Source organism: Actimicrobium sp. CCC2.4 (assembly GCF_034347385.1).
Taxonomy (GTDB): domain Bacteria; phylum Pseudomonadota; class Gammaproteobacteria; order Burkholderiales; family Burkholderiaceae_D; genus Actimicrobium.
Window position 1 is genome coordinate 2,198,453 of record NZ_CP133777.1, and the last position, 15,859, is coordinate 2,214,311.

At 57.9% G+C, this 15,859-nt stretch carries 17 protein-coding genes; 9 read left to right on the top strand and 8 right to left on the bottom strand.

From position 1 onward, the window contains the following. The first annotated feature begins 312 nt into the window (after nt 1-312). Nucleotides 313-2,043 carry an ArnT family glycosyltransferase gene (locus tag RHM62_RS10290; protein WP_322122023.1) on the top strand — a complete coding sequence of 577 codons (1,731 nt, stop codon included), beginning with the start codon at nt 313-315 and terminating at the stop codon, nt 2,041-2,043. A 96-nt stretch (nt 2,044-2,139) separates the two neighbouring features. Next, a complete protein-coding gene (cynS, locus tag RHM62_RS10295; RefSeq protein ID WP_322125382.1) occupies nt 2,140-2,583 on the top strand; it encodes a cyanase in 444 nt (147 codons plus the stop codon). 89 nt (nt 2,584-2,672) lie between these two features. On the opposite strand, the gene lexA is transcribed toward cynS, so the two are convergent. Beyond that, complete coding sequence (gene lexA, locus RHM62_RS10300; RefSeq protein ID WP_322122024.1) at nt 2,673-3,335, bottom strand: transcriptional repressor LexA; 663 nt, start codon at nt 3,333-3,335, stop codon at nt 2,673-2,675. A gap of 219 nt (nt 3,336-3,554) precedes the next feature. Between lexA and rpsF the strand changes: the two genes are divergently transcribed. From rpsF to RHM62_RS10335, 7 genes are all read left to right on the top strand, one after another. Further along, a complete protein-coding gene (rpsF, locus tag RHM62_RS10305) occupies nt 3,555-3,923 on the top strand; it encodes a 30S ribosomal protein S6 (RefSeq protein WP_009667710.1) in 369 nt (122 codons plus the stop codon). Nucleotides 3,924-3,938: 15 nt separating this feature from the next. Then, nucleotides 3,939-4,259 (top strand): primosomal replication protein N, encoded by a 321-nt coding sequence (priB, locus tag RHM62_RS10310; protein WP_009667709.1) that lies wholly within the window; start codon nt 3,939-3,941, stop codon nt 4,257-4,259. After that, nucleotides 4,246-4,536 (top strand): 30S ribosomal protein S18, encoded by a 291-nt coding sequence (gene rpsR, locus RHM62_RS10315; protein ID WP_009667708.1) that lies wholly within the window; start codon nt 4,246-4,248, stop codon nt 4,534-4,536. The genes priB and rpsR overlap by 14 nt, the downstream gene beginning before the upstream one ends. A 37-nt stretch (nt 4,537-4,573) precedes the next feature. After that, nucleotides 4,574-5,026 carry a 50S ribosomal protein L9 gene (gene rplI, locus RHM62_RS10320; RefSeq protein ID WP_322122025.1) on the top strand — a complete coding sequence of 151 codons (453 nt, stop codon included), beginning with the start codon at nt 4,574-4,576 and terminating at the stop codon, nt 5,024-5,026. A gap of 132 nt (nt 5,027-5,158) precedes the next feature. Further along, the gene (locus RHM62_RS10325) at nt 5,159-6,610 is read left to right on the top strand and encodes a replicative DNA helicase (RefSeq protein ID WP_009667706.1); all 1,452 of its coding nucleotides are present in this window, start codon (nt 5,159-5,161) and stop codon (nt 6,608-6,610) included. A gap of 21 nt (nt 6,611-6,631) precedes the next feature. Then, the gene (locus RHM62_RS10330) at nt 6,632-7,258 is read left to right on the top strand and encodes a DUF47 domain-containing protein (RefSeq protein ID WP_009667705.1); all 627 of its coding nucleotides are present in this window, start codon (nt 6,632-6,634) and stop codon (nt 7,256-7,258) included. Nucleotides 7,259-7,302: 44 nt separating this feature from the next. Beyond that, the gene (locus tag RHM62_RS10335; protein WP_322122026.1) at nt 7,303-8,310 is read left to right on the top strand and encodes an inorganic phosphate transporter; all 1,008 of its coding nucleotides are present in this window, start codon (nt 7,303-7,305) and stop codon (nt 8,308-8,310) included. A gap of 72 nt (nt 8,311-8,382) precedes the next feature. Here the strand turns inward: RHM62_RS10335 and RHM62_RS10340 are convergent, their stop codons facing one another. The 7 genes from RHM62_RS10340 to RHM62_RS10370 form a co-directional block, all read right to left on the bottom strand. Then, the gene (locus RHM62_RS10340) at nt 8,383-10,056 is read right to left on the bottom strand and encodes a PhoH family protein (RefSeq protein ID WP_322122027.1); all 1,674 of its coding nucleotides are present in this window, start codon (nt 10,054-10,056) and stop codon (nt 8,383-8,385) included. Between the two features lie 197 nt (nt 10,057-10,253). After that, nucleotides 10,254-10,730, bottom strand: coding sequence for a peroxiredoxin (locus RHM62_RS10345; protein ID WP_322122028.1), 477 nt, complete (start codon nt 10,728-10,730; stop codon nt 10,254-10,256). 55 nt (nt 10,731-10,785) lie between these two features. Then, nucleotides 10,786-11,727 carry a polysaccharide deacetylase family protein gene (locus RHM62_RS10350; protein ID WP_322122029.1) on the bottom strand — a complete coding sequence of 314 codons (942 nt, stop codon included), beginning with the start codon at nt 11,725-11,727 and terminating at the stop codon, nt 10,786-10,788. A gap of 6 nt (nt 11,728-11,733) precedes the next feature. After that, entirely contained in the window at nt 11,734-12,786 is a 1,053-nt protein-coding gene (locus RHM62_RS10355) for a bifunctional UDP-4-keto-pentose/UDP-xylose synthase (RefSeq protein WP_322122030.1), read from the bottom strand. Between the two features lie 22 nt (nt 12,787-12,808). After that, nucleotides 12,809-13,717 carry a formyltransferase gene (locus RHM62_RS10360; RefSeq protein WP_322122031.1) on the bottom strand — a complete coding sequence of 303 codons (909 nt, stop codon included), beginning with the start codon at nt 13,715-13,717 and terminating at the stop codon, nt 12,809-12,811. Next, complete coding sequence (locus RHM62_RS10365; RefSeq protein WP_322122032.1) at nt 13,717-14,667, bottom strand: glycosyltransferase; 951 nt, start codon at nt 14,665-14,667, stop codon at nt 13,717-13,719. The genes RHM62_RS10360 and RHM62_RS10365 overlap by 1 nt, the downstream gene beginning before the upstream one ends. 15 nt (nt 14,668-14,682) lie before the next feature. Next, on the bottom strand, nt 14,683-15,804 hold the full coding sequence (locus RHM62_RS10370) for a DegT/DnrJ/EryC1/StrS aminotransferase family protein (protein WP_322122033.1): 1,122 nt from the start codon (nt 15,802-15,804) through the stop codon (nt 14,683-14,685). Nucleotides 15,805-15,859 lie beyond the last annotated feature (55 nt).

Sequence of the window (15,859 nt, forward strand, 5' to 3'; positions counted from 1 at the left end):
TTTGAACTCCGGCGCAGTGTAAGGTCCGGAAAATAATTGGAAAAGCGAAAATAAAAGAACTATTTGTTCTGAAAAACAATGTTGAAGACGGTTGGACTAACAGTCGGGAAGACAGCTGCCGCATGGTGTCTTCACGACACCAGTTTTTGATGCTCGTCAGTACGGGTTTCGCTGTGACGATTTGTCTGGCTGAGAGGATGCAAACTTGGTAAAGTCCCGCGTGTTTTTACGCGGCAACATATTATTTTCATCATTGCGAAATTCCCGATGCCTTTCACTTTTCTTCGCCGATCCATTCCGCCTTTGTTGCCCATGGATACCCGTGCCACTACCGGGGCGTATCCGGGAGTAGCTGATCTGGAGCTCGCCGGTGTGCTGCCCTACGCGTTGCTGATCATCGTGTTCATTTTTTTCGGACTGACCGGTCACGATCCCTGGAAGGCCGACGAAGCCTATGTCTTTGGTGTGATCCACACGATGCTGGAAACCGGTAACTGGCTCATCCCCACTATTGCCGGTGAACCGTTCATGGAAAAGCCGCCCTTGTATTACTGGGTCGCTGGTGCGTGCGTGTATATATTCGGCGGCTGGATGGATCAACCGGATGCCGCGCGCATGGCCTCCGGACTGTTCATGGCGATTACCGCCTGGTCCATTGCGGCGGCAACCCGCGCATGGTGGGGTAGCGGAAGCGGGCGCTATGCTCCCTTGCTGTTGCTCGGCTGCCTGGGCACCCTGACGCAAACGCACATGATGATGCCCGACGTTCCGTTGCTGGCCGGATTTGCGCTGTCGGCCTGGGGATTTTCGCGGGTATTGACGACGATGAGGGCGGGGGGGTTGCTGCTTGGCGTTGGTGTCGGGATCAGTTTTCTGTCGAAAGGGGTGATCGGGCCTGCCGTCATTGGCATCACCGCATTGATGTTGCCGGTATGTTTTGCCGAGTGGCGCACGTGGCCTTATTTTCGCGGACTGATAATTGCGCTGGCGACATCCTTGCCGATGCTGCTGGTCTGGCCGTTCCTGCTGTATCTCCGTTCGCCCGCCATGTTCATGGTCTGGTTCTGGGAAAACAACTTCGGGCGTTTTTTCGGATTCTCGGTGGTGCATATGGGAACAGAACATCCAAAGGGATTTTGGCTGCAGACGCTGCCCTGGTTTGCGTTTCCCTCATTGCCATTGGCGCTGTATGCGCTTTGGCGGCAGAGGCAGATTGCGTTGATTCATCCGGCGATGCAATACGGATTGGTCGCTACACTGGTGATGATGTTGGTGCTGTCGGTGTCGGAGTCAGTGCGTGCAGTGTATGCATTGCCGCTGCTGGTTCCGCTGTCCATTCTGGCAGCGCCATCGGTGTCGTTCGTCCCCCATCTACTGGAACGGCTCTGGGTAAAAAGTAGCCAGTGGCTGTTCGCGCTGCTTGCCGGCGTGATCTGGCTGGGCTGGGTCATCATGATGATGACCGGCGCGCCGCCGTCCTGGCCTTGGCTGCTGCGGGTCTTGCCAGCAGATTTTATTCCAGAGTTTGACCTGCCGACGTTTGCACTGGCTCTGTCTCTGACGGGCGCGGCCTGGTATGCACAACGCCTGTTCGCCCGGCACCCGGCCAAGGGCCTGACCAGTTGGCTCACCGGACTGACGCTGACATGGGCGCTGCTGACTACGCTATGGATGCCGTGGCTGGACTACGGGAAAAGTTATCAGCAAGTGTTTTCGGCTATTCCGTGGCCATCATCGACCGGGTGTGTGGCCAGCGTCGGCATGGGAGAAAGCGAGCGGGCCATGCTCGACTATGTCGCCCATCGCATCACGATACGGCGTGAAATTCTTCCCGGTGCCACGTGCGATGTCTTACTGATGCAAGGGTATGCGACCAGTGGCAGCAAGGAGGTCGACCCGTCGCTCTGGGAGCCGATCTGGGACGGTGCCCGCCCTGGCGATGACTGGCAACACTTCTGGCTGTTTCGTGCCCGGCAGAGCGCACCAATATCGGCCGTTGCGAGCATCAAGGTTGACGAAAAGCGGCGTCTCGCCGGTTTCTGATAACGATAATGGGGCGATCCATGAGCAACTGGTGTTCGTTTGGATGGCATGGTGCTTGCTCGGTGGAGCTGGTCATTTCACCCCGGAGAACACCTAATGGATCGTCACCAAGTCACCCTGAAAATTTTATCTGCCAAAGTGCGTCAGCACATGACCTGGAGCGGCATCGCAGAAAAAGTCGGCAATAGCAAGGAATGGACGACCGCGGCCATGCTTGGCCAGATGACTTTCAGTGCTGCGCAGGCGGCCATCGCAAAAGACCTGTTTGATCTGACCGACGAAGAAACCGCCTGGTTGCAGATCGTGCCTTACAAAGGATCACTGCCTACCGCCGTTCCGACCGATCCGCTGATTTATCGCTGGTACGAGATCGTCAGCATTTACGGCAGCACCATTAAAGAATTAATCCATGAAGAGTTCGGCGACGGCATCATGAGCGCGATCGATTTCAAGATGGATATTCAGCGTGAAGCCGACCCCAAAGGAGATCGCGTCAATGTCGTGTTGAGCGGCAAGTTTCTGCCGTACAAAGAATATTGATCACGCTATCGCTGCCGGGGCACCACCGTTATCTACCTAAGGTGGATGCCTAGCATTGATCCGCGCACGAACGAGATGCGCAGCCGGCTTCAGTTCCAACTGCGCAGCAGGCCGACAGCCAATCCCTCCAGTGAAAAATCATCCCGCTCTGGATCGATGCGTATCGGTTTGAAGTCAGCGTTCTCGGGCAACAGTTCGATCAGGTCATCCGACTTGTGATACCGCTTGACCGTCACGTCGTCGCCAAGGCGCGCAACGACGATCTGGCCGTTGCGGGCATTGTCGGATTTTTTGACGGCAAGCAGGTCGCCATCGATGATGCCGGCGTCCCGCATCGACATGCCGCGCACCTTGAGCAGGTAATCCGGTTTGGCACTGAACAAGGACGGATCAACCTGATAAGTCGCTTCAACGTGCTCCAGCGCCAGGATGGGCGACCCTGCGGCAACCCTGCCTATCAGTGGCAAGCTCAATTGCATCAACGCAGGGTGGGGCAGCACCAACTGCCGGCTGTCCCGTTCGTTCGCGAGTTCGGTGGCGGACTTGATCAGCCGGATGCCGCGCGACGTGCCGGGGGAGATTTCGATGGCGCCTTTGCGGGCCAGTGCCTGCAGATGTTCTTCAGCGGCATTGACCGAGCGAAAGCCCAGTTCCCTGGCGATTTCGGCCCGCGTCGGCGGAAAACCGGTATTGATGATCGCGTCGCGAATGAGATTCAGGATTTGTTCCTGCCGCGCGGTAAGTTTGATCATGGTGTTGGCGCTTTGCTGTGTGAATGAACAGGCTGTAGTTTTATACAGTGAGCCGTCAAATGCAAGCCATTACAGGGCTTGCAGGAGCCATTCGACAGCAAAGGTGGGCAATCATTGAGTTTTATCAGCTTTGCGGGTATCCTTGCCGACTTTCCTCTTCCCACACTCGTCTTGACGCCGGGGTGGGCGTTATTTTCAATCCGTCCAACAGGAGATTGCATGCGTCATTATGAAATAGTATTTATCGTCCATCCGGATCAGAGCGAGCAAGTGCCCGCCATGATCGAACGTTACAAGGCTGTCGTTGCAGCCCACAGTGGCGTTGTCCACCGCGTTGAAGATTGGGGTCGTCGTCAGATGGCTTACCTGATCCAGAAGCTCGCCAAAGCACACTATGTTTGCATGAACATCGAATGCGACAACGAGACCCTGGTCGAAATCGAAACCGGTTTCAAATTCAATGATGCAGTCCTGCGTCACCTGACCGTCAAGTTGAAGAAAGCCGAAACCGCTCCTTCGCCAATGATGAAGGCAGTACAAAAGGAAGATGCGGCCAAGAGCCATCGTTCCGAGGCACCTGCAGCGTAATTGTTACCAGGAAGAGTGAACCAGCTTCAGTTTGTTGCCAGCATTGCCGAGCGTGAACTCATGCGCTACACACCGGCTGGCATCCCGATCGTGTCCGCAAAATTGCAGCACGCATCGACGCAAACCGAAGCCCGGGTAGAACGACAAGTCGAGTTCGAGATTTCTGCCATTGCAGCAGGCGAAATTTCAGGCCGCTTTGATCAAGCCCGATTGGGCGCGATGTTCCGCTTCACCGGTTTCCTGGCACGCAAGAACCGCAACAGTAAAAGTCTCGTGTTTCACATCATTGATTTCGAACCAACCTCAGATACAGGAGCCTCAAATGGCATTCGGTAAAAAATTCGACAAGAACAAGCTCAAGCTTAAAGAAAAACGCAAACAACAGAATCCATTGTTCAAGCGTAAGAAATTCTGCCGCTTCACCGCTGCACACGTGGAACAGGTCGACTACAAAGACGTCGATACGCTCAAGGATTTCGTCCAGGAAAACGGCAAGATCATGCCAGCCCGCCTGACCGGTACCCGTGCTCACTATCAACGCCAGGTCGACACTGCAATCAAGCGCGCACGTTTCCTCGCGCTGCTGCCGTACACCGACCTGCACCACGCGTAATTGACGCAAACGTCAATTACCCAATTCGGAGAAAAATATGCAAATCATTTTGTTAGAAAAAGTCGTTAACCTTGGCAATCTTGGCGAAGTCGTCAAGGTCAAGGACGGTTATGCCCGTAACTTCCTGATCCCGCAGCGCATGGCGCGTCGTGCGACCACCAGCGCTGTCGCTGAATTCGAAGTCAAGCGCGCGGAACTGGAAAAAATCGCTGCCGAGAAATTGGCCGAAGCCCAAGCGCATGGCGAAAAGCTGGCCGGCATGACCGTCCAAATTTCGCAAAAGTCGGGTGTTGATGGTCGTCTGTTTGGTTCAGTTACCAATGCAGACATCGCCGATGCGTTGACCAAGCAGGGTTTCGCTGTCGAGAAAGCGCAAGTGCGCCTGCCAACAGGCCCATTGAAGACCACTGGCGATCACCCGATCCTGGTTGCCTTGCATACCGATGTGCTGGTCGAAGTTACTGTCGCCGTACTGGGTCAGCACGCTTAATTATTGAGCGCTCTGCCTTAAAAAAAGCCGGATTCGTCCGGCTTTTTTTACGTCCGTCGCACTCGTTTTTTCAGGGAGAAATTGCATGATTGCATTCTGGGAACGCGCATCCCAGCGGGTATAATCCGGTCCATGAACAAACGTGAACGCTCCGACTCCAATTCCGAATCCCGGTCTGACTCCCGACCTGATTTTCGCTCCGACTCGCGTCCTGACATCCAGCTTGATGCATTACGTGTTCCCCCCCATTCGATCGAGGCCGAGCAGTCCGTGCTCGGCGGCCTGCTGCTCGATAATGCGGCCTGGGACCGGATTGCCGACTTCGTCCATCAGGACGATTTCTATCGCTATGACCACCGGCTGATCTTCCAGCACATCGTCAAGCTGATCAACGGCTCAAAACCGGCCGACGTGATCACGGTATTCGAATCGCTCACCAGCACCGGCAAGGCAGAAGAAGTCGGTGGTCTGTCGTATCTGAATGCGCTGGCGCAGAACACGCCGTCGGCAGCCAATATCCGGCGCTACGCCGAGATCGTGCGTGATCGCGGCGTGCTGCGCAAGCTGATCACCGTGGCCGATGAAATCTCCGGCCAGGCCTTCAATCCGCAAGGCAAGGAAGTCAAGCAGATGCTCGACGAAGCCGAGTCCAAGATTTTTGCGATTGCCGAAGAAGGCTCGCGCGGCGCACAGGGTTTCCAGGAAATCCAGCCGCTGCTCACGCAGGTCGTCGAGCGCATCGACGAGCTCTACAACCGCGACAATCAAAGCGACATCACCGGCGTACCGACCGGCTTTGCCGACCTCGACAAGATGACCTCCGGCCTGCAACCCGGCGACCTGATCATCGTCGCCGGTCGCCCGTCGATGGGCAAGACCGCGTTCTCGATCAACATCGGTGAGAACGTCGCGATCGATACCGGCTTGCCGGTGGCGGTATTCTCGATGGAGATGGGGGGCACCCAGCTGGCAATGCGGATGCTGGGTTCGGTCGGGCGCCTCGACCAGCATCGTTTGCGCACCGGCAAACTGGCCGATGAAGACTGGCCGCGCCTGACCCATGCGATCCAGAAAATGAACGATGCCCAGCTCTACATCGACGAAACGCCGGCCTTGAATTCGATCGAACTGCGCGCCCGTTCGCGGCGGTTGTCACGCCAGTGCGGCAAGCTCGGCCTGATCATCATCGATTACCTGCAACTGATGTCGGGCAATAGTGCCGGTGAAAACCGCGCCACCGAAATTTCGGAGATTTCACGGAGCCTGAAAGGCCTGGCCAAGGAATTGAATTGCCCGGTGATTGCACTCTCGCAGCTCAACCGTTCGCTCGAACAGCGCCCCAACAAACGGCCGGTGATGTCCGACCTGCGCGAATCCGGCGCCATCGAGCAGGACGCCGACGTGATCCTGTTTATTTATCGCGACGAAGTCTACAATCCCGATTCTCCCGATAAGGGCACCGCCGAAATCATCATCGGCAAGCAGCGTAACGGGCCGATCGGCAGCATCCGCCTGACCTTCCAGGGGCAGTACACCAAGTTCGACAATTACACCGGCAACGCGCCGCTGTACGGTGGCGACTAATCCCATTTTGAGAGACAGACCATGTTCGGACGACTGATGCCCACGGAGGGCAAGTTCTTTGAGTTGTTCAACCAGCACGCGGATTTGTGCGTCAAGGGGGCGCGCGAAATGGTCGGCCTGATGACCAACTTTGATGACCTCGACATTCGCGTGCATGCGATCGAGGCAATCGAAAAAGAGGCGGACAAGGTCACGCACAACACGATCGAAATGCTGCACATGACCTTCATCACGCCGATCGATCGCGATGATATCCACCAGCTGATCACGCGCATGGATGACATCCTCGACCTGCTCGAAGACGCTGCCCAGACCATCTCGTTGTATGACATCAAGGCCATCACGCCGGAAGCCAAACGGCTTGCCGAACTGTGCCTGACCTGCGCCGAAAAAGTCCAGGCTGCGGTGGCCATGCTGTCCAATATGGATAACTCGCGACAGATCATGGACCTGTGTACCGAGATCGACCGGCTCGAATCGGATGCCGATCATGTCATGCGCGCGGCCATGTCGAAATTGTTCCGCGACGAACCGGACGTGCGCAATCTGATCAAGCTCAAAGCGATCTACGAGATCCTCGAGACCGTCACCGACCGATGCGAAGACGTCGCCAATATCATCGAAGGTATCGTCCTCGAAAACGCCTGACCGGGCCCGCGCTCCGGTGAGGATTCGCTTCTAGAAAAGGCTGCATGCACACTCTCCAGATCAGTCTCTATACGCTTGTCTTCCTGATCGTACTGGCCTTGCTGTTCGGCTTCATGAACGGCTTCAATGACGCCGCCAATGCGATTGCGACCGTGGTGTCAACCGGCGTGCTGAAGCCGCAGCAAGCCGTGGCCATGGCGGCGATGTTCAATTTTGTTGCGATACTGGTGTTCCAGTTACAAGTGGCAAGTACGGTGGGAAAAGACATTATCGACCCCGCGGTGGTTGACCATTACGTGGTTTTTGGTGCGCTGGTTGGTGCGATCGCCTGGAGCCTGGTGACTTCATATCAAGGCATTCCGTCCTCGTCATCGCATGCGCTGATTGGCGGGCTCATCGGTGCCGCAGTAGCCAAGGATGGCATCGGGTCGCTGATCGGTTCCGGGCTGGTCAACTTCATTGCCTTCGTCGTGCTGTCTCCGTTGCTGGGTTTACTTGTCGGTTCCCTCATGATGTTGCTGGTGTCGTGGGTGTGCGTGCGCTCGACGCCGCGCAGGGCGGACAAATGGTTTCGTCGTTTGCAACTCGGCTCGGCGGCGATGTACAGCCTCGGCCATGGCGGCAACGACGCACAGAAAACCATGGGCATCATCTGGATGCTGTTGATCACGTCCGGCTATTCCGGCAGCAACGAGACATTGCCGGCGTGGGCGGTCATCAGTTGCTACTGCGCGATCAGTTTCGGCACGCTGTTCGGTGGCTGGCGCATCGTCAAGACCATGGGGCAGCGCATCACCAAGCTCAAGCCGGTTGGCGGTTTTTGTGCCGAAAGCGGCGGGGCGATCATGTTGTTCGTTACCACCGCAATGGGTATTCCGATTTCAACCACGCATACGATTACCGGCGCGATTGTCGGTGTCGGGTCCGTCAAGAAAATGTCGGCAGTGCGTTGGGGAGTGGCCGGCAACATTGTCTGGACCTGGGTGCTGACGATACCGGCGTCGGCGTTCATGGCGGCGATGGCGTGGTGGATAGGAACCAGATTGCTGTAGGTTTTGCGGCCCGCAAAAAAACGGCATCCGAACTTCGGATGCCGTTTTGCTATGCAGAGCTTGTTTGCTGTCTTACAGCACTTCGCTCGCATGGTCAGCCAGCCGTGAGCGCTCGCCGCGCGCCAGCGTCACATGCCCGCTGTGCGCCCAGCCCTTGAAGCGATCGACCACATAGGTCAGGCCGCTCGAGCCTTCGGTCAGGTACGGCGTGTCGATCTGCGCGATGTTGCCAAGGCAGATGATCTTGGTGCCCGGACCGGCGCGGGTGACCAGGGTTTTCATTTGCTTGGGCGTCAGGTTTTGCGCTTCGTCGATGATCAGGAACTTGTTGACGAAGGTGCGGCCGCGCATGAAGTTCAGTGACTTGATCTTGATGCGTGAACGGATCAGGTCCTGCGTGGCGGCACGGCCCCATTCACCGGCATCGGAATCGGACTTGTTGAGCACTTCGAGGTTGTCGTCGAAAGCGCCCATCCATGGCGACATTTTCTCTTCTTCGGTACCCGGCAGAAAACCGATGTCTTCACCGACCGGCACCGTCACGCGGGTGACGATGATTTCGTTGTAGAGCTTGGTTTCGAGTACTTGCGCCAGACCGGCTGCGAGTGCCAGCAAGGTCTTGCCGGTACCGGCCTGGCCCAGCAGCGTGACGAAATCGCACTCCGGATTCATCAGCAAATTGAGCGCGAAATTCTGCTCGCGGTTGCGGGCGGTGACACCCCACACATTGTTCTTGGTGTGGGCATAGTCGCGCAGCGTTTGCAGCACGGCGGTCTTGCCGTTGATCTCGCGCACCTTGCCATAGAACGCCGGTTCGCCATTCATCGGCTCCATGTACACGAACTGGTTCATCAGCATCGCCGGCACCAGCGGGCCGGTCAGCCGGTAAAACGTCGTGCCGGTGCCGTTCTTGTTTTCCTGCCAGGACTCGATGCCCTTGCCGTGCTTGTTCCAGAAATCATCCGGCAAATGCAGGATGCCCGAGTACAGCAGATCGGTGTCTTCCAGCACATGGTCATTGAAATATTCTTCGGCCGGCAAACCGAGCGCGCAGGCCTTGATGCGCATGTTGATGTCTTTCGACACCAGCACGATCGCGCGACCGGGAAATTGCGCTTCGAGGGCACGCACGACGCCGAGGATCTGGTTGTCCGCCTTGCCGACCGGCAGGCCTTCAGGCAGCACGATATTTTGCAATTTGGTCTGGAAGAACAGGCGACCCTTGGCATCCTTGTTGCCGAGCTTGGACAAAGGAATGCCGTCCTCGATGCTGGCCCCATCCATGTTGCCGACCAGCGCATCAAGCGAGCGCGATACCTGGCGCGCATTGCGCGCCACTTCGGTCATGCCCTTCTTGTGATCGTCGAGTTCTTCCAGCGTCATCATCGGCAGGTAGACATCGTGTTCCTCGAAGCGGAACAGCGAGCTCGGATCGTGCATCAGTACATTTGTGTCGAGCACGAACAGCTTCGAGATGCCACTCTTGCCGGCACGGCGGCTGACCGGCGGCTTGGCCTTGGTGATCACTGTTTTGGCCGGCTTGAGGGGGCTGATCTTGGCTTTTGCCGCCGGTGTCGCCGGCGCTTGCGGTGCACGCGCGGTCGGTCGTGTCAGTGCTTCGATTTTTCGTGGAGTCGAGACAGCCGGCAGCGTGAACGGCTTAACGATCTTGGATTTGTCGGCCTTTGGATAATCGACAGGCGACAGCAACGCAGCAGGTTTGGTCGGAAGTTTGGGCAGTGGCATCAGGACCTCGATCTAAATACGGTTGAGCGATACCATGTTTCACGGCATGGCGAACGGGGTCTAACGGGTAGCACGTCAGCACACAACATACTGACAAAGTACAAAAAGCCGTTTGAGGCCGGGACGTTGGTCCTGGTCTCAAACGGCTTTCGAAAAGCGGATTCTCTGGATGAATTCAATGGTTGTCGGTTCTCGGTCTAGGCCAGGGCCTTCACAAATTCCAGTACATCGTCTACGTGTCCGGGGACCTTTACTCCACGCCATTCTTTCACTAATTCGCCGGCACCGTCAATGACAAATGTGCTGCGTTCGACGCCACGCACGGTCTTGCCGTACATGCTTTTCGATTTCATCACGTCGAACTGCAGGCACGCTGCCTCGTCCGGATCGGAGATCAATTCGAACGGCATGCCGAGCTTGGCCTTGAAGCCTTCATGCGAGCGCAGACTATCCCGGCTGATGCCGAACACGATCGCATTCGCGGCTTCGAATTCCGGATACAGATCGCGAAAGCGCATGCTCTCGGCGGTACATCCCGGCGTATTGTCCTTCGGGTAAAAAAACAGGACGACTGTTTTACCGGCATGGTCGGACAGCTTGAACGGCTGCGTACCGGTCACCAGTGCAGAAAAGTCATCAACGATCTTGGTTGCTACAGAGGGGCTATCAGCCATGTGATTCTCCTGGTCGTTTCATGTTCGGTATTGATACATTCCAGCACGGTGGCAGTCAGGCCGCTTGCAGAAGCAAGTCACCGGAGCGGCCGGGCAGCGTGCCCCAGTCGATCGGATTGACTGGCAATTCACGCTGGCCGATGGCCTGGTGGTAGTCCGCCATCGACGCCAGATCATAGCCCTGGGCGCGCCACCCGCTAAGCAACTGATCGAAGATGGGGGCAAGTTTTTGCCCTTCAAGCTCGGCATGCAAGGTATAGACATGATCCCGCGGTGAGGCCGTCAGCCGCAACAGCAGCGCGGCAATATTGGCCGTCGTGACCAGTTCGCCATCGATGGTCCGGCCGAGCAATTCATCGAGCGTCGGCAAGGTGGTCGGCATCTGGATGCAGGACAGGGTCTTGCCATCGACACTGAGCCGGTGCGGGCCGGCGTCGGCATGCAGCAGGCTGCCGTCGTCGTTGAGTTGCGCGCGTTCGTCGGAGGCATAGGCAATGCCGAATGCATCAAGCTGCCGGAACGCATGTGGATTCATTTGCCACCCGGCCGCGCCGTGGGTCTGCGGCACCTGGCCGAAGATCGCCACGAAGCGCTCATGCGAGCGCTGCATCAGATCCTGTGTCCAGGCTGCATCCTGCTGGCGCACATGGTCTTGCCAGACCACATGGTCCCAGGTGTGGATGCCGCATTCGAAACCGGCCTGTTGCACTGCACGCAATTGAGTTGCACACAATTGACCGATATCGGGTGCCGGCAGTAAGACACCGTACATCAGGGTTTTCAGGCCGTAATGTTCGAGCACCGACGTGCGCGACACCTTCTGGAAAAAGCCCGGCCGGAACGCGCGACGCAAGGCCCAGCCGGTGTGATCCGGACCGAGCGAAAACAGGAAGGTGGCATGGGCATCGTGCTTCTGCAACATGCGCACCAGGTTCGGCACGCCTTCGCGGGTACCGCGAAAGGTGTCGACATCAATCTTCAGTGTAATCAGCGGCAAGGGATATCAATCCATCAGTGCGCGGGCAGCGGCGACCTGGCCGCGATACGCGTCAAAAATATTACGCAGCGTGTCTGCCATCGTGGTGGTCGGATTCCAGTCCAGTTCTTCGCAGGTGTTGGTGATTTTCGGCACACGGTTTTGCACGTCCTGGTAACCCTTGCCGTAGTAGGCCGCCGAGGTGGTCTCGATCAGTTCGACTTTCTTGGCCGAATCGGCGTATTCCGGATAGTCGGCAGCCAGCGTCAGCATCATCGCCGCGAGGTCGCGGATCGAGTAGTTGTTGACCGGGTTGCCGATGTTGTAGATCTTGCCGGTGGCGATGCCATCCTTGTTGGCGATGATTTTGATCAGCGCATCGATGCCGTCATCGATATACGTGAACGCGCGCTTCTGTTCGCCGCCGTCGACCAGCGAAATATTTTCGCCACGCACGATGTGACCGAAGAATTGCGTGACCACGCGTGAGCTGCCTTCTTTCGGCGTGTGAATCGAATCGAGTCCGGCACCGATCCAGTTGAACGGACGGAACAGCGTGAAGTTCAAGCCTTCCATGCCATAGCCCCAGATGACGCGGTCCATCAGCTGCTTCGAGCACGAATAAATCCAGCGTGGCTTGTTGATCGGACCGCAGATCAGTTCGGATTCTTCGGGATCGAATTCATCGTCGTGGCACATGCCATAGACTTCCGAGGTCGACGGGAACACCAGGTGCTTGCCGTATTTGGCGGCCGAACGAACGATGGGCAGGTTGGCTTCGAAGTCGAGTTCGAACACGCGCAGCGGTTGCTTGACATAGGTCGATGGCGTGGCAATCGCCACCAGCGGCAGGATCACGTCGCATTTCTTGACGTGGTACTCGACCCATTCCTTGTTGATCGTGATGTCGCCTTCAAAGAAATGCATGCGTGACTTGAAGTCCGGATTGTCCAGCAAGTCGGTGATGCGATCGCTCATCATGTCCATGCCATAGACATGCCAGTCGGTGGTCTCGAGGATGCGCTTGGACAGGTGATGGCCAATGAAACCATTGACGCCGAGGATGAGGACTTTTTTCATGGAGATGCTTTCGTAGATGTTTTCAGTTCGTTTTGCCGGACATGTTTTGCTGTAATTGCGCCGGCGTGAGCGGGACGCCGTCGACCAGCAATGTCGAGATTGCCAGTGCGCGAGCGTCGCCGCAAATTCCCAGGACGCGATTATCCACTACCGCAAGGCCAGGTGCCAAGTCGGGAAAAGTCTGCGCCGACAGTCGCGCCTTGCCGATCACGTAGGTCACACCATCGAGTATGGTCCAGGCCCCCGGATACGGCGGTGCCACCGCGCGGTGCAGGTTGTAGACCTGCTGCGCCGGTTGCTGCCAGTCGATCTGGCCATCGGCGGGTGTGCGGCCACCGAAATAGCTGCCCTGGCTGATGTCGTTGGGCAGGCGCGGAATGCGACCGGCGAGCATGTCCGGCAGCACGTCCCACAGTGTTTTTTCAGCGGCGACGACGACCTTGCCGAAGACTTCATAGGCGGTATCGTCCGGCAGGATCGGCACGCTGGTTTGCGCGACGATGGCACCGGCGTCGGGCTTGGCGGCCATCTCGTGCAGCGTGGCGCCGGTGCTCTGTTCGCCATGCAGCACGGCCCAGTTGATCGGTACGCGGCCACGGTATTTAGGCAGCAGCGAACCATGCAGGTTGAAGGCACCCAGCCGCGCCAGCGCCAGCAAGGGCACCGGCAACATGTGACGGTAATAAAAACTGAAGATGACATCCGGTGCGATCGCGCGCACTTGGTCAAGCAGGGCAGGGCTGGCCGGATCATCCGGCGTGGTCACAGGGATGCCGTGTTCGGCGCACAGCGCAGCGACCGATTCGAACCAGATGGTTTCGGCCGGATTGTCCTGGTGCGTGACGACCAGCGCGATCTCGACACCGCGCGCCAGCAAGACCTGCAGGCAGCGCACGCCGACATTGTGATAGGCAAAGACGACGGCGCGCATCAATGCTCCCGATGCTCGACGGTATCCTGCAAGACCGCCTGGATCACATAGCGCGGACGGCCGCGTACTTGCTGGTAGATACGGCCGACATATTCGCCGACCAGTCCGATGCCGAACAGCACCACGCCGATCATGAAGAACACTATGGCGAACAGCGTGAACACGCCTTCGACCTCGGCCCCGAGCGCGAAGCGACGCACCAGCAATATCACGAACAGCAAGGCCGACATCAACGACAGGCCGATCCCAAAGATGGAAAAAAACTGCAACGGTATCAGCGAAAATCCAGTGATCAGATCGAAGTTCAGGCGGATCAGGCTGTAGAGCGAATATTTCGATTCGCCGGCCGAGCGCTCCTCGTGTTCGACCGTGATTTCAGTCGGATGGCGGGCAAACGTGTAGGCCAGCGCGGGCACGAAGGTGTTGACTTCGCTGCACTGGTTGATCAGGTCGATGACGTTGCGACCGTAGGCGCGCAGCATGTTGCCCTGGTCGGTCATCTGGATATGCGTGAGTTTTTCGCGCAGCCGGTTCATCGCCTGCGAGGCATAGGTGCGGAATGCCGAGTCCTGCCGCTCGCGCCGGATCGAGCCGACATAATCGAAGCCTTCGCGCATCTTGTTGACCAGGTTGGCGATTTCTTCGGGCGGGTTTTGCAGGTCGGCATCGAGCGTGACGGTGATCTCGCCGCGGGTGGCCTGGAAGCCGGCCAGAATGGCCATATGCTGGCCGTAATTTCCATTGAACAGCACCACGCGGGTAACGTCCGGACGCAGGCGGAACTGGTCGGCCAGCAGTGCGGCGGAGGTGTCGCGGCTGCCATCGTTGACGAAGATGACTTCGTAGCTGTAGCCCAGTGCATCGAGCGCCGGATAGAGGCGCGCAAACAGTTTGGCGAGGCCGGCTTCTTCGTTGTAGATCGGGATGACGACGGACAGTTGTGGTTTCATCAGTGATGGAAAATATTATTGAAGGACGGAGAGTACCGCAGCGACAGCGCGTTCGACATCGCTCTCTGTCATCGTGGCAAACATCGGCAGCGAGACGATGCGCTGGCCGACCCGCTCGGCAACCGGGAACATGCCATCGGTGAAGCCGCGCGCACGGTATAGCGACAGCAGGTGGATGGCCGGATAGTGGTAGCCGATGCCGATCTGCAGCGCCATCATCCGCTCCATGAAATCGGCGCGGGTGATGCGTTGCGGTAGCACCAGCTGGAACATGTGCCAGTTCGATTGTTCGAAGTCGGCCACCGGCAACTGCGCGCCGGTGCGGGCTTCGAAGTCGCTACCGAACAGCGCGAAGTAATGCTGCGCCAGCCGGCGACGGGTGGCGGTGACGGCGTCGATATGCGCGAACTGGCCGAGGCCGATCGCGGCGGCGATATCGGTCATGTTGAATTTTCCGCCCAGCACATCGACATCAAGCCCATCGAAGCCGGTACGGGTGACGCCTTGTAGCCGGTACTTTTCGGCCAGCCGTGCTTCGGCAGCATCGTTCAAGACCAGGCAGCCGCCTTCGGAGGTGGTGATGTTCTTGTTGGCCTGGAAGCTGAACGACACGAAGTCGCCGATGGCGCCGATGCGCTGGCCTTTCCAGCTCGATGCAATTGCTTGCGCGGCATCTTCGATCACCCGCAGATTATGTTTTTTGGCGATCGCATACAGGCGGTCCATGTCGACCGGCAAGCCGGACAAAAACACCGGGATGATCGCGCGGGTGCGCGGTGTGATGGCCGCCTCGACCAGGTCGAGGTCGATGTTGCGGGTGACCGGATCGATATCGGCAAACACCGGCGTGGCACCGACTTCGATGATCACGTTGGCGGTGGCGACCCATGAAATCGGCGTCGTGATGACTTCATCGCCGGGGCCGATGCCGGCGATGCGCAGCGCGATTTCCATCGTGCAGGTGCCGGAGTTGAAGGTCCTGACCGGCCGGCCACCGAAGTATGCCGACAGCTGCGCCTCGAACGCTTGCACCTTCGGACCGCTGGTCAGCCAGCCCGAGCGCAGCACGTCGCCGACGGCGGCGATGGTGGCTTCATCAATGGTGGGTTTGGAAAACGGCAGGAAGGGCTGTGTCATGGCATCGGGTCTGAGTGAAAGCAGGAGGGCGCGGACGCGCAGCGTGTCCGCGAAC